General features: G+C 59.1%; 12 protein-coding genes and 1 pseudogene. 7 read left to right on the forward strand and 6 right to left on the reverse strand.

Annotation, left to right across the window (positions count from 1 at the left end):
* Positions 1 to 109: 109 nt before the first annotated feature.
* Complete coding sequence (locus AC1DA5_RS06895) at positions 110 to 1,534, reverse strand: CCA tRNA nucleotidyltransferase (protein ID WP_083314423.1); 1,425 nt, start codon at positions 1,532 to 1,534, stop codon at positions 110 to 112.
* Positions 1,535 to 1,746: 212 nt separating this feature from the next.
* Here AC1DA5_RS06895 and AC1DA5_RS06900 point away from each other — a divergent pair, with 212 nt between their 5' ends.
* The 7 genes from AC1DA5_RS06900 to AC1DA5_RS06930 all read left to right on the forward strand — a co-directional run bounded on the left by AC1DA5_RS06900 (position 1,747) and on the right by AC1DA5_RS06930 (position 12,015).
* Positions 1,747 to 2,283 (forward strand): NUDIX hydrolase, encoded by a 537-nt coding sequence (locus AC1DA5_RS06900; protein ID WP_082628632.1) that lies wholly within the window; start codon positions 1,747 to 1,749, stop codon positions 2,281 to 2,283.
* A complete protein-coding gene (locus AC1DA5_RS06905; RefSeq protein ID WP_070726057.1) occupies positions 2,283 to 4,796 on the forward strand; it encodes a DUF6049 family protein in 2,514 nt (837 codons plus the stop codon). The genes AC1DA5_RS06900 and AC1DA5_RS06905 overlap by 1 nt, the downstream gene beginning before the upstream one ends.
* The gene (murJ, locus tag AC1DA5_RS06910; RefSeq protein ID WP_480289672.1) at positions 4,793 to 8,104 is read left to right on the forward strand and encodes a murein biosynthesis integral membrane protein MurJ; all 3,312 of its coding nucleotides are present in this window, start codon (positions 4,793 to 4,795) and stop codon (positions 8,102 to 8,104) included. Before AC1DA5_RS06905 ends, murJ begins: the two co-directional genes overlap by 4 nt.
* A gap of 11 nt (positions 8,105 to 8,115) precedes the next feature.
* The gene (trxB, locus tag AC1DA5_RS06915; protein WP_070726062.1) at positions 8,116 to 9,168 is read left to right on the forward strand and encodes a thioredoxin-disulfide reductase; all 1,053 of its coding nucleotides are present in this window, start codon (positions 8,116 to 8,118) and stop codon (positions 9,166 to 9,168) included.
* Positions 9,165 to 9,521, forward strand: a complete 357-nt coding sequence (locus tag AC1DA5_RS06920; RefSeq protein WP_070726064.1) for a thioredoxin family protein — start codon at positions 9,165 to 9,167, stop codon at positions 9,519 to 9,521. The genes trxB and AC1DA5_RS06920 overlap by 4 nt, the downstream gene beginning before the upstream one ends.
* A gap of 123 nt (positions 9,522 to 9,644) precedes the next feature.
* Positions 9,645 to 10,964: an aminotransferase-like domain-containing protein gene (locus tag AC1DA5_RS06925; protein WP_480289704.1), complete on the forward strand. Its 1,320-nt coding sequence runs from the start codon at positions 9,645 to 9,647 to the stop codon at positions 10,962 to 10,964.
* Between the two features lie 91 nt (positions 10,965 to 11,055).
* A complete protein-coding gene (locus AC1DA5_RS06930; RefSeq protein WP_070726068.1) occupies positions 11,056 to 12,015 on the forward strand; it encodes a D-alanine--D-alanine ligase family protein in 960 nt (319 codons plus the stop codon).
* Between the two features lie 72 nt (positions 12,016 to 12,087).
* On the opposite strand, the gene AC1DA5_RS06935 is transcribed toward AC1DA5_RS06930, so the two are convergent.
* From AC1DA5_RS06935 to AC1DA5_RS06955, 5 genes and pseudogenes are all read right to left on the reverse strand, one after another.
* Positions 12,088 to 12,744, reverse strand: a complete 657-nt coding sequence (locus AC1DA5_RS06935) for an HAD family hydrolase (RefSeq protein WP_070726070.1) — start codon at positions 12,742 to 12,744, stop codon at positions 12,088 to 12,090.
* Between the two features lie 418 nt (positions 12,745 to 13,162).
* A complete protein-coding gene (locus AC1DA5_RS06940) occupies positions 13,163 to 14,077 on the reverse strand; it encodes a ParB/RepB/Spo0J family partition protein (protein WP_413772595.1) in 915 nt (304 codons plus the stop codon).
* A gap of 1,015 nt (positions 14,078 to 15,092) precedes the next feature.
* Positions 15,093 to 15,977, reverse strand: a complete 885-nt coding sequence (locus tag AC1DA5_RS06945) for a ParA family protein (RefSeq protein ID WP_058237591.1) — start codon at positions 15,975 to 15,977, stop codon at positions 15,093 to 15,095.
* 48 nt (positions 15,978 to 16,025) lie between these two features.
* The gene (gene rsmG, locus AC1DA5_RS06950) at positions 16,026 to 16,715 is read right to left on the reverse strand and encodes a 16S rRNA (guanine(527)-N(7))-methyltransferase RsmG (RefSeq protein WP_070726072.1); all 690 of its coding nucleotides are present in this window, start codon (positions 16,713 to 16,715) and stop codon (positions 16,026 to 16,028) included.
* A 151-nt stretch (positions 16,716 to 16,866) separates the two neighbouring features.
* A pseudogene (locus AC1DA5_RS06955) lies at positions 16,867 to 17,370 on the reverse strand (Jag family protein); the annotation flags it as partial.
* Between the last annotated feature and the right edge of the window lie 26 nt (positions 17,371 to 17,396).

Below are 17,396 nucleotides of genomic sequence, written 5' to 3' on the forward strand. Positions count from 1 at the left end.
CGTGGCGCGAGGGCGTCTGATCCGCGCTATGACGCCCTTCACATTCAGTGTACAGTCCGGCCACTGTTTTACGGTGCGAACGCCGTGCCTTGGGCGGCCGGCGGGTGTTTCAGTCCCTGGCACCCTGCCGGGTCCACCAGCGCAGTAGTTCCTCACGTGCCGCGTCCTGACCCATCGGGCCGTTCTCCATGCGCAGGTCCAGCAGGTGCTGGCGTGCTCGACCCACATCGCGGCCAGGTGGAATGTTGAGGATTTCCATGATCTGACTGCCATCCAGATCCGGCCGGATCGCATCGAGTTCTTCCTGTTCACGTAGTTGAGCGATGCGTGCTTCCAGATCGTCATAAGCGGCCGACAAGTGCATCGCTTTCCGGCGGTTGCGCGTCGTGCAGTCAGCTCGAGTGAGGCGGTGCAGGCGCTCCAACTGGTCACCAGCATCAGCAACGTAGCGGCGCACAGCCGAATCAGTCCAGGCCTGTTCGCCATAACCGTGGAAACGCAGATGCAGCGCCACCAGATGCGTCACCGCATCAACTGTGTGTCTGTCAAAGGTCAAGGCCTTGAGGCGTTTGCGCGTCAGTTTCGCGCCGACAATCTCGTGATGGTGGAACGACACGGTGCCGTCTTTTTCAAAGCGCCGCGTGGCAGGCTTGCCCACATCGTGCATGATCGCGGCCAGCCGCAAAATCAGGTCCGGTGCCGGCACAGGGCCATCGAGCCCGGTTTCCAGGTCCATCGCCTGATCGAGCACGGTCAGCGTGTGCTCGTACACGTCCTTGTGGCGACGGTGTTCGTCGCGCGTATCGACCAGTGCGTCCAGCTCCGGAATGACAACAGCTGCCACGCCGGTGTGCACCATGACTTCGATGCCGCGCCGCGGGTACGGGCTGACCATCAGGCGTTCAAATTCGGCCCGGATCCGTTCGTTGGACACAATCGACAGCCGTGAGGCCATCGACTCCATCGCATCCATCACATCCATGTCGACGTCGATGCCCAGTTGGGCGGCAAAACGCGCCGCACGCATGATGCGCAGCGGGTCGTCGTCGAATGATTGTTGAGCGGTGACAGGTGTGCGCAGGCGTCCGTCGGCCAGATCGTCAAGACCGTGGTGAGGGTCCACAAGTGCCATCGTCGGCAGCCGCATCGCCATGGCGTTGACAGTGAAGTCTCTGCGCGTCAGGTCTCCCTCGAGCGTGTCTCCGAATGTGACGTCAGGCTTGCGTGAGCCGATGTCATACTCGTCGCACCTGTATGTGGTGATTTCCACAACGATGTGATCTTTGCGTGCCCCGATCGTGCCGAACTTCTTGCCGATGTCCCACACGGCGTCGGCCCACTTGCTGAGCAGCTCCTCGGTTTCGTCGGGGCGTGCCGATGTTGCGAAGTCGAAGTCATGCGGCGTCACGCCGAGGAACGCGTCGCGCACAGGTCCGCCCACCAGCGCAATTTCCTGGCCAGCGTCGTCAAAAAGGTGCGCCATTTCCAGTACTTGCGCAGGTAGATGGCTGAATGTGCGTTGAGCGTTGACCAGCAAAGCTGGCACGTCCTGAGATCCGACACCCTCGAGTGCGCGTGTCTTCACACCGTGTCCTTTCAGTTGCTGGCGGTCAGCGTGGGAACCGTGCTTGTGCGTATCCATTACGTACTAGAGTGCCACGTTTTCAGGCCTCGAAAAACCTCAGGAGCCGCGACGCAGGAATGTCACGTCACCCGCCATCGCTCCAAGACTAATAGAGTGGAACTATGTCAGCCCGTCGTTATGAGCGCCGTGTGGGGACACCTCGTCCCCCACGCCACCATGCCTCGATACGGGCGTATCACTCTGCCAGTTCCCGCCTGCCGATTGTGGGAGAAACATCGGCGGGCGGCCTCGTTATCGATGTTGTCAACGGTACCCCTTACGCGGCGATCATTGCGCGACGTAACCGGGCCGGCCGCATCGAATGGTGCCTGCCGAAAGGCCACCTGGAGGGACGCGAAACCGCTCAGGAAGCCGCATTGCGCGAAGTTGCGGAAGAGACGGGGATTACCGGACGGATCATTCGTCACCTCGCGTCGATCGACTACTGGTTTTCCTCTCCTGATCGGCGTGTTCACAAGGTGGTGCACCACTTCCTCATGGGCTACGTGTCGGGATCGATCACCGTGGAAATGGACCCTGATCACGAAGCTGAAGACGCGTCGTGGGTATCCTTGCAGCAGCTGATGCGCCAACTCGCCTATCCGAACGAGCGTCGTATCGTCAGAATCGCATTGGATCTTTTGTACCGGGACGTGTGATGAAGAGCCGCGCACGCGTTTTCTCCACGGTCGTCACTGCCATTGTGACTGCCGCGTGCCTGTGCGCGCCCGCGGGTGCCTCGAGCATGCCACTAACTGACACCAGTGCGCGTGTTGCTTCTTTTACTTCCACGTCCGAGGGTGACCCGTCCGGTATTCACACCACGCGCCCCAGCGTGCTCGGTGAAGCCGATGAGGGCGGCAATCTGCAGGTGTCGATCACGTCGATCACACCCACTGTCCTTGATGACACGTCAACGCTCACCGTGTCGGGCACATTGACGAACCTTTCGGGTGCACAGGCCACCTCGTCAACTGTGCTGCGCCTGTTCATGTCCGTCCATTCAGCGGTCGCGGCACCTGACCTGAGCGCATACTTTTCGGGCCACACTGATGCCGGCATCCCGGTAGCCGAACGCACCATCGACAGGCAGCTTGGCCCGCGTCAGAAAGTGGGTTTCACCTTGTCGGTTCCCGCCGAGGAGCTGCCGCTGGATGACAGTTTTGAGTGGGGGCCGCGCGGTATTTGCGTCCAGGCGCAGGCCACCACTGATGAGGGTGATATAGACGGTGAGGACCGCTCCGTGGTCGTGTGGGATTCTTACTATGAGCGTCAGCAGACACCCATATCGGTGCTGGTTCCTTTCACGTCGACTCAGGCATTTGGCTCCACGGAGCAGTGGAAAGCTCTCAGTGAACTTGCCCGCACACCAGGCGTGACACTGGCTGTTGATCCTGAAGCGTTGACCAGTTTTGTGCGCACCGGCATTCTTGACGCCGACGGGCGGCTGCGCTCACCGACTGCGACCGCTGACCAGGCTCAATCTGCCGGGACAAGCGCCCAGCCGCAGTCGACTGCTCCGACCAGCCAGTCCCAATCCACTGCCCGTTCCGATTCTGATTCGGCCTCCCCGGCGCAATCCGGTAAAAGCAGCCAACCTGAAGGCACTCAGTCCGACAGCGCGAACGGCACGGCGGCAGATGCAGGCTCTCAATCCGGCGATCAGCCTCAAAGCGGAAGCGCCGGTCCAGCAGAGATGACTCCGTTTCCTCATTGGCCTTCACCCAGGTACCCCACACCGTCATGGTGGCATTCACCGGCAACTTCCGCGTTTGTCTCGCGCGCACTGGACACCCTCGTCGGATCGGGGGGGCAGGTTGTTGCCCTGCCCAGCATGGATGCAGACCCCGCTCGGCTGCAAGAGCTAGGCGATGAGCGTCTGACCGAACTGGCGCGTGAGTCGATGAGCGTTTTCGGCACGCTGTCCACGCCCGAGCAGGTCGTCAATCAGGCCGGTCAGGCAGATTCGACCACATCACGCACTGGTTCAGCTCAGTCAGTCAGCGTCATCGGATCAGTGCTGTGGCCACGCTCATCGACTTTCGGGCTGTCCATGCTGCCGGAGTCAACTGGCCGCACGATCATTGCACCCGCCGGTGAAGTCGCGCCTCCCGAGGACGCCTCTTTCACATCCGTGACACGCGTCGAAGTCGATGCTGATGATGGTCACACCCACACGGAGGGCGCATCTGATTCGACTCGCACGGTGCTGACCTCGACTCGTGAGCTCACGGAGTTGCTGGCGTGGGATGCGCCTACAGACAGCGATGAGCTGGATGCGCGTCAGGCAGCCCAGGCAATGGGTGCTCTGATCACGCGTCAGCTTCCCAATATCGCCCGACCTCAGCTCGTGACCGTGGCGCGCAACACCGCCGTCAACTCCGAACTGGTATCACGTATCCGCTCCCTGACACAGTCGGACTGGATGGCACCGCGTTCCTTCGCCGAGATTGCAACGTCAGAGCCCACCGATACCGAGCGTGAAGACGTACATCCCACACCTGAGGTCCCTGACCATTGGGAGCACACACTGCACACGCTGAACGAAGTACGCGCTCAGGTTGCAGCCTTGGCGACCGCACTCGACGAACCCCACCAGCTGACGAGCGTCGTCAACATGGCGATGCTCAACGCCGTCAGTGCAGGACACGACGATGATCACGCCATTGAGGCGGCGAAGAACCTGCAGGGAGCGATCAGCGAGCTGTACTCACTGGTCCATGCCGAACCATCAGCGACGATCAATGTCATTAACAAGACGGCTGCGTTCCCTGTGCGCGTGACGAATAAGCTGCCGTGGACAATCACCGTCACCGCAACGCTGAAACCTGACGATGCGCGTCTTCGTGCGACACCCAGCGCCGCTCAGCCCCTCGAGGCGAACTCCACTGGTAACGTCGAAGTTCCAGTTCAGGCCATCGGATCGGGGAATATCGACGTCACCTACATTGTGGCCACACCGCGTGGCACCATACTCGATAGCTCTCAGTCCGTCATGGTACGTTTGCGCGCACAGTGGGAGGATATTGGGACGTGGTCAATCGCGGGGCTGGTTGCAGTGGCGTTCTGCGTCGGTTTGATTCGCAATGTGCGCTCGCAGTGGCGATCACGCGACCCGTTAGTGTCGTCGCGACGCAAGCACACACACTCAGATGATGGAGACACACCATGAACCAGTCACACGATGCATCTGATTCGCGTGCCCCCAGGCAGACGTCCCTGCTGAAGTCGTCAGCCATCATGGCGTCAGGCACCCTGGTCTCCCGCATCCTCGGATTCGTGCGAACCGCGCTGCTGATCATCGCGATCGGTGAAGGTGCCGGCTCCGTGTCAGCGACCTTCCAGGTGGCCAACACGCTGCCCAACACGGTCTACAACATTCTGGCGGCAGGTGTCATCGACGCTGTCCTCGTTCCGCAGATCGTGCGCGCACTGAAGTCACGTTCTGGGGATCGTTACGTCTCGCGCCTCCTCACGCTGGCCGGACTGATCCTATTCGGCGTCACTATCGTGATGATGGTGGGCTCGCCGCTCCTGGTGACATTGTTCGCCTCCAGCTACGAGGGTCCCGCCCGCGCACTGACCATCACCTTCACATTGCTGTGTTTGCCGCAGATTTTCTTCTATGGGGTGTACAACCTGCTGGGCGAATTGCTGAACGCGCGCGGCATGTTCGGTCCCTATATGTGGGCGCCGGTGCTCAACAATGTCATCGCCATCCTGGGTCTGAGCATCTTCCTGATCTTGTGGGGCCCTCACCACGGTGTCTTCCCGATTGAAGAATTCACCTCTTCTCAGTTCTGGGTGCTGGCCGGATCGGCCACGCTCGGCGTGATCCTCCAGGCATTGATCTTGCTGATACCGCTGCGTCACGCTGACGTGAAGCTGCGCATCGACTGGCATTTCAAGGGCACGTCCTTCAAGTCCGCCTCACGCGTGGCCGGCTGGACGTTCGCCACGCTCGGCGTGAGCCAGATCGGCATTATTTCAACGACGAACCTGGCTACGCAGGCTGACCACTGGGCCACTCTGCATGACGCGTCCATTGCCGGTTACGTGGCCTACACGGCAGCGTTCATGGTGTACATGGTTCCTCAGTCATTGATCTCCGTGTCGCTGGCGACCGCGATCTTCACTCGGATGGCCAATGCGGTCACCGAAAATGATCACCGGGAGGTCGCGCGGAATTTCCACACAGGCGTCAATGTCATCACCTTGTTGACGCTGCTGGCTGCAGCCATTTTGATCGCGGCAGCTGTGCCGGTCATGCAGCTGGTGTTGCCGATGGCCTCGCCGGAGAATGTGCGCGCCTACGCGGCAGTGTTGATCGCCCTGATGCCGGGCGTTGCTTCGACCGGCATGGTGCTGATGAGCCAACGCGTCTTCTTCGCCTACGAGGATGCCAAACCTGTTTTCCTGATGGGAATCGTCCCGACGATCATTCAGATCATCGTCGGATGGTCAGTTTTCTTCCTGGCAGGACCCGGCTGGTGGACCATCGGGGCCAGCGCAGCTGAAACGGTGTGCCGACTCCTCCAGGGCTTTATCGCCGTCTTCTGGGTTGCGCGAAAGATTCGCTACGTCAACCCGGGTCTGATTGTCGCCAGCTATATCAAATACTTCACTGCCGCCGGTGTGGGGGGTCTGGCCGGTGGTGTGGCTATCTGGCTGATGGGGGCTTCCACCCCGATCGATCAGTGGGTGGCGCGTTGGCTGGTCGCAGCTGTGAAAGCCGTGGCGGTCGCCCTCGTCGTCACCATCGTGTTCGCATTGATGATGCGTCTGCTTGATCCTGCCTCCACCAGTGATGCTGTGCGCAAGGTGAACCGTCGACTACCCGTACCAGCGTTGATCCGCAAGGTGTTCGTCGTTGAAGGAGCGGGCGCATCCACCGCCTCTTTTGCTTCACACGCACGTACCACCGTGCCGCAAGCCCCCGACGCTGAGCGCGACGAGTCGGATTCAGCTGCCGCAGATCACGCGCAGCCGACAGCGGATTCTGGTGAGCAGCAAAGCACGCGGGCCGACGCGGTGGTGGACGGGTCCTCGCACGATACCGATTCGCAACGCACGCAGATTCACTTCTTTGACTGGTCAAAGTTCCTGGGTCGCGAGCAGGCTGAGGTTGGTCAGGAACTCACCGACGCGCAATACGACACCACTCTTCATGCTGACCCGTTCCCCGCTGACGCTCATCACAGTGATGACCCGGCCCAGGTGGAAGAGGATGCACAGATCCTCTCGAGCATTCTGCAAAGAGGGTTTTCACCTTCAGATCCGACGAACACGGGTGAGATGCCGGTGGTCAGCAGGTGGGGTGCCGCGACGCCGGAGCCGGATGCTCAAGACGGCCTCGCCTCGGCGGTGACGCCCGACGAAGAGACTCCACACTTAGTACAATCCCAAGCGAACGACCTGCGCGCCTCTGAACCGACGCCAGCTCACACACCTAAGGAGCATCCCGTGCCCTACCCACCCGAACCTGATGAGAACGACGAACTCGATCAGTTTGGCTCTCATGAACATGGCGCTCATCAGCCCGCGCGTCCCAGCTTCGATGAGATTGCGTTCGGCAGGCTCACCGATCATGCCTCCTCGGGTCACGAGTCGAGTGATCACTCCGTGCCGCCGGCAGCTGCCGCTTCAGGTGGCATAGGTGCGGCCGGCGCTCTAGGTACAGCCGGCACAGCAAGTACGACGGGAACAACCGAGGCTGCGGGAGCTGCGTCTGAGACCAGGCAATCTGCAGCAACCGAACAGCCCACAGCAACCGAGCAGCCCGAGCCGGCCTCGAACGCATCTTCGACGACAAGCCGTGCCCTCACCACGCGCATCAATCCCACGATTCCGACCGTGATTTTTGCGGCGATCCTGGTCATCGGTGGCGGGCTGTGGGGTGTCAAGACCATGCTCGCACCTGTATCCGGCGAAGGCTTCTCATTCAGTCCTACCCACAACGAGCAGGAATCCGGCCAATCTGCAGAACAGTCAGGATCCGGCCAGTCAGGATCCGATCAACCTGTCGAACCGGAAATCATCCGTCCGCAGGTCACCTCCGTGGATGCTTTGTCGTGGCGTAACGACAATGGTGACAACCCGGACCAGGCGATCTACGCCATCGACGGGAAACTGGACACCGCATGGAGGTCGCGTTCCTTCGACTACAACCAGTTCCCGCCCGATGAGATCGTCTCACTCAAACTGAACCTGCAGGAAAAGGCCACCGTGTCCAAGGTGACTGTCCACATGGCTCCGGGCACTACCGGAGGCGAGCTGGTCCTCACCTCCGTCGACCCGTCAGTTGACGTCACCGCTGCACGTCACGGCACAGAGCTGGCAACCACGGCAATGAGTCCGACAACTGACATCACATTACCGGAGCCTGTTGAGACCCAGGGCCTCGTGTTAATGTTCCGCTACATGCCCTCGTCTGACGAAGGTAGCAACCAGGCGTGGGTCTATGAAGTCACTGTGGAATGACAAGGTGCATCATGACTGATTTTTCCGTCTCCTCTATCCCCTCTATCAACGCAATCAGCCTGGGCGACAGTCAGGCGGACGATGCAACGGCCCCTCAAACCGCCGACCAGGCCACCGAGGCTACACAGTCTCACACCGACGGCACCGTTCATGACGTCATCATCGTCGGATCAGGCCCCGCCGGATACACGGCAGCTGTCTATACCGGGCGCGCCGGCCTGAAGCCCATCGTCATCGCAGGTGAACTGGACGCAGGTGGCGCCCTGATGAACACGACGGACGTGGAGAACTTCCCCGGTTTCCCTGAGGGTATCCTCGGGCCCGAACTCATGGAGAATATGCGTGCCCAGGCCGAACGCTTCGGTGCCGATATTCGTTTCGAGGATGCCCGCAGCGTCAGCCTCGAGGGCGACGTCAAGACCGTGACACTCGATGACGAGACACTGCAGGCTCGCACCGTGATCCTTGCGACCGGCAGCGAATACCGCCACATGAACGTGCCAGGTGAAGATGAGCTTTCCGGCCACGGCGTCAGCTACTGCGCCACCTGCGACGGCTTCTTCTTCAAGGACAAGGACCTGGCGGTCATCGGTGGCGGCGACTCCGCAATGGAAGAAGCAACCTTCCTGACTCGTTTCGCACAGTCCGTCACGATCGTTCACCGTCGCGACGAACTGCGCGCCTCCAAAGTGATGGCAGACCGCGCCAAGGCTGACCCGAAGATTTCCTTCGCGTGGAACTCGACAGTAGCCAGCGTCGAGGGCGACACCGAGGTGGAAGGCCTCGTTTTGCGTTCCACCGTTGACGACTCTGAGACCACCTTGCCCGTCCAGGGCGTGTTCGTTGCGATCGGACACCTGCCACGCACCGACATCGTGCGCGGCCAGATTGACCTGGACGAAGCCGGTTACATTACCGTGAACGAGCCGTCGACCCACACATCACTGCCTGGCGTATTCGCCTGCGGTGACGCAGTGGACCACATGTATCGGCAGGCCATTACGGCAGCGGGATCAGGGTGCCGAGCCGCCCTCGACGCTGAACGGTACCTGGCAACACTGTGAAGCGTGTCGACCTGCGTGAACTCGACACGCTCCTTTCCGACGACCGCATCGTTTTCATTGCATGCCTGGCCCACTGGAGTCCCGAATCGCGCATGGTTGAGCCGGTTTTCGACGAACTTGCAGGTGAATTCGCTGCAGATGTCACGGTTGTGGCTGTCGATACCGACGCCCCGCAGTTCGTCACCTTTGCGAAACGATGGCATGTGACGTGGGTTCCCAGCGCCGTCCTGATCAATCCGTATGACGACGAGCAGCCCACCCGCACGTGGGATGGTGCGCAACCGAAAACCGAGTTGCGTCACGGACTGGACAGTGCTTGCGCGATGAAACATCGGCGCGCTAGTGTGACCTGATTCATCATATGTCGCCTCACGAGTGTCACCGTTACTGACCGTGTGTGAAGTGGTGGCACACTGGTGATAGAACGTGTGATCAGCACTTGCGTAGCACAATGGAAGGAAATCGTTGTGAGCCAGATGCCCGGCCGGGAAGCCGCTCAGCATGGAAACCGTCTCGACCCATGGTTTGACCATTATGCCGAGCGAGCTCACAACCTGCGCGCCTCTGAAATCCGCGCGTTGTTCTCGGTAGTGTCGCGCCCCGAAGTTGTTTCACTGGCTGGCGGCATGCCCAACCTGAAGGACCTGCCTATTGAGCGCCTGGCTGACTCGGCGCGCGACTTGATTGCACGCAACGGCTCGGTCGCAATGCAATACGGCTCCGGTCAAGGCTGGGAACCGCTGCGCGAACAGATCTGCGACGTCATGTCCTATGACGGCATCGCAGGTGCCGACCCCGATGACGTTGTCATCACCACCGGTTCGCAGCAGGCCCTGGACCTTGTTTCCGAATTGTTCATTGACGAGGGTGACGTTGTCATCGCGGAGTCGCCGTCATATGTGGGAGCCCTTGGTGTGTTTCGTGCGCGTCAAGCCGATGTGGTGCACGTCGACATGGATGCCGATGGCATCATTCCGCAGGCGTTGGAGGATATGATCCACTCTCTGCGTAAGTCTGGAAAGACGATTAAGTTCCTGTATACGATTCCGAACTTCCACAACCCAGCGGGCGTGACGCTGAGCGAGGAACGCCGACCGCACATCGTTGAGATCTGCCAGCGTGAACACGTGCTGATCGTGGAAGATAACCCCTACGGACTGCTCGGCTTCGGGTCAGATCCGCTTCCCGCATTGAAGTCCTACGCACCGGAAGTCGTGGTCTACCTGGGATCGTTTTCCAAGATGTTTGCACCGGGCTTCAGGATCGGATGGGCCTACGCACCCCACGCAATCCGCGACAAACTGGTCCTGGCCAGCGAGTCAGCGATCCTGTGCCCCTCGATGGTGGGTCAGATGGCGATCGGCGGGTACCTGGTTGATTACGACTGGTACAGCCAGGTCAAAACCTTCCGTTCCATGTATCACGAGCGTTGCGACGCAATGATGAAGGCGTTGGCTGAGTACATGCCGGACTGCACGTGGACACATCCTGAGGGCGGCTTCTACACGTGGGTCACGCTGCCCGACGGCCTGAACGCCAAGGCGATGCTGCCGCGCGCGGTGCGAGCCCAGGTCGCTTACGTGGCCGGAACTGCCTTCTACTATGATGGGCGTGGTACCAATCACATGCGATTATCGTTCTGCTACCCCACTCCCGAGGAAATTCGCGAGGGTGTGCAACGTCTGTCCACTGTGGTCAACGCTGAGAAGGAGCTGGTGGACATGTTCGGTGTCGGGTCGGTCCCTGCGAACGCGCACATCGATGTCGAGCCCACACTGCCGACTTCAGATAACTGAATAGGTCCGTGAACCTGCCTGAGCGCACTGTTCACACCACTCACGTTCTTTGACAGATATTGCCACGACTACCTCAGGAGGTATCGACGCTATGACTCGTCAGACAGATCACCCACAGCGGGTGTTGATCATTGCTGGTGGACTTACCCACGAGCGCGACGTGTCCGTGCGGTCGGGCCGCCGCGTGGCATCCACCTTGCATCACCTGGGCCACAAGGTATGCGTGTGCGACCTGGACAGTGAATTGCTGACAGGTATCAAGGATTTTCAGCCCGATGTGATCTGGCCGCTGATTCACGGCTCCCTGGGCGAGGACGGATCCTTGCAGGGCTTGCTCGAAAACCTTGATATTCCCTTCGTCGGGTCGAACTCGGCTCAGGCCATGATGGCGACCAATAAGCCCACAGCCAAGAGCCTGGTTGGTTCATCGGGTTTGAACACTCCCGGATGGGTGACACTCCCTCAGCAACTTTTCCGCCAGGTTGGCGCCTCCGGTGTGCTGGATTCACTGGATCAGACAATGCACTACCCGGCGATCGTGAAGCCGGCTGATGGTGGATCGGCCCTGGGTCTGTCGAAAGTGACCTCGGCTGAGGAGCTGCGGCTGGCGCTGGTTGACGCCTTTGCCTATGGTGAGCGCGTCATGATCGAGAATTTCGTGGAAGGCACCGAAGTTGCCGTCTCTGTTCTTGACCTGGAGAACGGGCCCACGGCCTTGCCGCCTATTGAGATCGTCACCGATGACGGGCGTTACGACTACGATGCCCGCTACACCACGGACAGCACGGAATACTTCGTGCCCGCCCGTCTTGACCAGGATGTTCTCGATCATGCCCAGGGAGCAGCGTTGGAGATCCATGCGTTGCTGGGATTGCGTCACCTCTCCCGCATTGACCTGATCGTTGATCCTGCTGGAACTGTGTGGTTCATCGATGCGAATGTGGCACCCGGAATGACAGACACGTCGTTGTTCCCTCAGGCTGCAGATGCGCAGGATTCATTCAGCGCGGTGTGCGACCGCATCGTGCATTTCGTGGCCTCAGATCTGTGAGGTTGTGGTCGAGCGTGCTTTCCGAAGGCGCCCTCGTCACTTCAGCACTTCAGCGAGTGTCTGCAGCTCGTGTCAGCTCGCTGCGACGCATTCGTCGAGCAGGTTGAGGTTGACCAGCGCCTCACGCGCGGTGGCTGGGTCGGTCCACTGAATGGTGTGCATTCCTGCCAGTGTGGCGGCGCGAATATTGGGCTGTCGATCGTCAATGAAGAGAATGCTGTCCGCTGGCACCCCTGAACGGGCGATTGCTTCTTTATAAATGCGTTGTGCCGGCTTGCACACGCCCAGCGGAGCGGAGAATGTGAAGTGGTCGAAGGCCTCAGCCCAGGACAATTGCGGGAAGCGGTCGGCAATCGCGTGCGGCGCGTTGGACAGGATCCCCAGGTTCATTCCGCGGGCTTTCAGTTCGCATACGAGTTCGAGGGCGTCCGGGTCAGGCAGGTCGAAGCGTGTAATGTCTTCCTGGACGAGAGCGGCGATCGTGGCATCGCTGAGTTCACCCAATCCGCAATCTCCTGCGACGTGGTCCCAGAATTCACGGTCTGAACAGCCAGCATCGTAGGCATCACGGTGGAACCAGATGGAATGATCAACCAGCTTGACGGTGTCTGACGGGGTGGTATCCATATTCATGACCTGAGCCATCTTCGCCGCATCAGGTCGGTGTGTGACAAGCACACCACCAATGTCGAACAATACGGTGCTGATCAGGCACTGCGCATTCCCCATTGCTGCTTAATCTCCTACTGGACCGGTGGACGGACTCACCGCTGGTTGCGCTGGTAGCGTTTCCGGCAGCTCACCCGTATTCGTATCGCTGCTCTGATTGTCTCCGTTTTTCAGATGTAATGGGATAGTTTGTGATCATTCACACCGGCTTCACGAATAGTATCGATCACAGTCTGCGGCGCACGGCCGGTGAATTCACGGGTGCATTCCTCGGCGCCTTGCGCCACCGCATCACATCATCACGGTGTGACAGCGTCATGGCACCATGCCGCTAGCGCATAGCATGACAGCGCGACACCCATATCATCTCTAGTGGTCTAGTCCTCAAGACTCATTAACCCATCCTGAGACGCTTGTTGACAATAAATGTCGGCATCACGATCGCGCACGTGCGGCCCTGTCTATATCTGCGTACGCGTTACCTGGCCTGTGCGCGCAGGACTGCTGCGATGCGTTCCAGGTCCTGTGCGCCGGCAAACTCAATGACGATCTTGCCTTTGGTGCTGCCTTCGTTCACCGTTACACGGGTATCGCACAAATCAGACAGTTCCGCTGCCACGTGGCGCCCCAACTCAGAGAGCTGCTGAGGTTTGCGGATGCGTTGTACCCGTGCAGGCTTAGGCTTGTTGAGCCGAGCGATTTCTTCCGTCGTCCTCACCGAGAGCCCTTCTGCTACGATTCGGTCAGCCAACAGCTCCATTTCATCTGGTGTTGGCAAAGAGAGCAGGGCTCGTGCGTGGCCAGCAGAGATCACGCCCGAAGCAACTTTTCGCTGCACGGCGGGTGGGAGTTTGAGCAATCGCAAGGTGTTGGCAATCTGCGGACGCGATCGTGCAATGCGCCTTGACAGCTCTTCCTGCGTTGCTCCAAAGTCCTCCATCAGCTGAGCATAGGCCGAGGCTTCTTCAAGTGGATTGAGCTGGGCGCGGTGGAGGTTCTCCAGCAGGGCATCTCGCAGAAGGTCTTCATCTTGGGTCCTTCGGATAATGGCGGGAATGGTGTCGACCTCAGCGATTTCAGAGGCGCGCAGACGTCGCTCTCCCATGATGAGTTCATAGCGCGCTTCCGGCTTTTCCTCGATGTATTCACGCAATGTGTCAGGCGTATCAGACGTGATTTCGATGGGTCGAATGACAATCGGCTGCAGCACCCCGACTTCTCGAATCGAAGCGGCCAGTTCATTGAGGTCATCTTCGTCAAAAACGCTCCGAGGCTGACGGGTATTCGGCACAATCCACTGAGTTGGAATCTCAGCAAAGGTCGCACCGGGAACTTCGACCAGGTCAGACTTCTCGTCACCAGTACCTGCGTGACCAGCGTCTGATCTCGGCACTGCTTCTGCGTTATTTGATCCCGAGTTTTCTTTCGGCGCGTGATCTCCGTCAGGTCTTGGCGAATCGGCGGCCGACGGCGGTGTTTCACGTGAAACATTCGCAGGTGTTCCTTCAAGGACCTCAGCAAAGAGCCGTGACCTCGACTGACCTTTACGAGGTGACGCACCCTCACCTTTTCGCGACACTGCGCCGTCATCCGATTGTGATTTGCGGGCTGCACCTTTTCTTGTTCCAGCAGATGTTACACGATTCTTTCTCGTTGAATCCTTGTGGGCGCGTTCAGAACCCAAGTTGCGGGACTGACTGGATGCAAATGCGTCCGACGACTCTGACACAACGGTTGTTGAACTCCCCGTACCTTCTGACTCGGGCGTGGTCGTGCCCTTCCGGGTGTGTGCTGTCCGACGTGACGAGCGCGGAGACAACAAATCTCGTTGTGACCCCCCACGAACTGGAGCATGGCTACCCGTATGCTCTGGAAATAAGACATCAAGCGGCCGCGACACCGAATGTGGATTCTCGCTCTGAGAATCTGGAATCAGTGCCGCCAATCCACGTCCCAGTCCTCCGTGCCGACGAGTCGATTTTCCTGAATCGGACGATTGATGTGCAGTGTCTTTCTTCCTGGCCATCGTTCCCAGCGCTTCACTTTCTTCGGTCGTATCGATGCTTTCGATTCTACAGTTCTCTGAGCGCCAACGAATGTTTCACGTGAAACATTGCTGTGAGCACATTCGATTGCAACCTTGTCCACCCTCCAAACAAAGGGCGCTCGATATCACGAGTTGCAGGAGTCCCTATCCACCATCATGTCGGGTTCACATCGCGCCTGGTCATCTAACTTGACCGGGCTTTTGTCATCACTGACCAAACGGGCCTCTTCGCGAATGTTTCACGTGAAACATCTCCTGCATTCGCATACAACCTGACTGACTCACAGGCCCGCCACCCGCACAGACACTGGAACTGTAATTATCCTTCACAGGTCACGGCCACGCAAAATGACGCGATCAGTTACTTCTGTGCCCATCGCTGCGTCAACTCAAGCGCCGCCTTGCGGTACGCAATAGCACCGGTCGATCGCGGATCATAGGTTACTGCAGTCTGCGAGTAACTCGGCGCCTCGGAAATGCGAACGGATCGTGGGATGACGGTTGTCAGCGTGATGTCCCCAAAGTGTTCGCGCACTTCAGCTGCAACCTCTTCGCTCAACTTGGTACGCTTATCGACCATCGTCAGCACAATCGTCGAGATCCTCAACCGCGGATTGAGTTCAGATCGAATCCGTTCGATCGTTGACCATAGCTGGGTCAAACCTTCCAGCGCGTAATATTCGGTCTGAATCGGAATCATGACCTCGTCGGCACACACCAGTGCATTGAGCGTTACCAATCCGAGCGACGGGGGACAGTCAATCAGGATGACATCCACGTCACGGTTCACTGACAAGAACTCCGAAACCGCATCGGACAGCAAAAACGCACGACGCGGCAAATCCACCATTTCAATTTCAGCACCCGACAAGTCAATGGTCGATGGGCACACCCGCAAGCCTTCCACATCAGGGCAGTCCTGAATCACGCCTGCCAACGATGCTCCCTCCACCATCACGTCATAGATTGACGGAGTGCCCACGCCATGTTCTGCACCCAACGCCGTCGACGCATTTCCCTGGGCATCAGCATCAATGACCACAACATTCAACCCGCCAAGAGCCAGAGCTGCAGCAAAGTTGACGGCGGACGTCGTCTTTCCAACGCCACCCTTCTGGTTGGCAACGGTCATGACCACAGGGCGCTCTGGCCGCGTGAAGACCGCGTGCTCGAGCATACGAAGATCAGCATAGTTCTGCTGAAGACGCCGCGATAGGGGAGCGTCACCTTGCGTCAATTCGCTCATCTCAGCCTGCCTTCTTCTTGTCTACTCTGTCAGCCGCTGGTTCCGAGGTCACACATCGCGACGGGCAACGACCACATAGGTCGATTCATCTTCCATCACCGACGGTACTTCATGAACCTCAGCGAGGAGATGATGGCGCTTCAATTCGTTGCGTGCGTCCTCAACTTCGAGCGCAGCACGACGACCTTTCAACGCCATCAACTGACCATGAGGAGCAATCAGCTTGGACGTCATTCGCACGAGCTTCGACATTTTCGCCACCGCACGAGCCGTCACCACATCAGCACGACCCTTACCGCGCAGATCTTCCGCGCGAGCCTGGTGGATTGTCACATTGTCCAAACCCAGCTCATCGATTGCGTCCGCCAACCATTCACACCGACGCTCCATCGGCTCTGCCAAGTGAACGTCAAGTGATGGTTTACAAATGGCAATAATTAGGCCAGGAAATCCCGCGCCTGAACCCACATCAAGCACCTGTCCACGCTTAGGCAGAAAATCCAATACCGCAGCTGAATTCACAATGTGGCGCGACCACAATCGTCCGGCTTCACGCGGTCCGATCAAGCCGCGCATCTCTCCCTCGTCAAGCAGCATGTCGACCAGGTGCTCCAATGCCGAGAAGCTGGTACCGAAATACTCGCGCACAGCTTCGGTGGGCTCTTCGGGGATCACCAGGTCAGCGTCGCCGGTGCCGTCAGGTACACTACCGGCCGCAGGCGCCGCATCCTCACTCATCGTCGCGCTCAGCAAGTTCCGAGGTTGCCTCCGCTACATCAGAAGCCGGAGCAACAAAGTCGCCTTCCTGCAATTCCTCCAGAGCGCGCACCTCGTTAACAGATTCGTCATCGCTGTCTGAATCCTCGAAGTCCGCGTCGTCATCAACGTCGTCGCTCTCATCGTCACGCGGATCGGAGATCACGACATAGCGATGTGGATCTGCGCCTTCCGATTCGGAGTGCAGGCCAGCCTCGGCCACCACGTCGTGACACACCTTGCGCTCAAACGGGTTCATCGGTTCAAGCTTTTGCGGCTCACCCGTCGCATTCAGGCGGTTAATGGCCTCTTGTGTCAGCTCACGAAGCTGGACGCGGCGATCGGCACGGAAGCCCGCGATGTCCAGCATCAAGCGTGAGCGTTCGCCCAGCTCGGTTTGTACTGCCAGGCGCGTGAGTTCCTGCAGGGCGTCGAGAACTTCACCGTCCTCACCGACCAGGTTTTCCAGACCAGTCGCGTTGTCAGCCACGATTTCCACCGACGCGCGACCGTTCTCAACGTCGATCTCAATGTCACCGTCAAGATCGGCAATATCGAGCAGTTCCTCCAGGTAATCTGCCGCGACTTCGCCTTCTTCTTCCAGACGTGACAACGTTTCGTCTTTCTTCTCACTCATTGAGATGTCCTTCCGTGGGGCTCCAC

This window comes from Pauljensenia sp. C0254C2 (genome assembly GCF_056583835.1).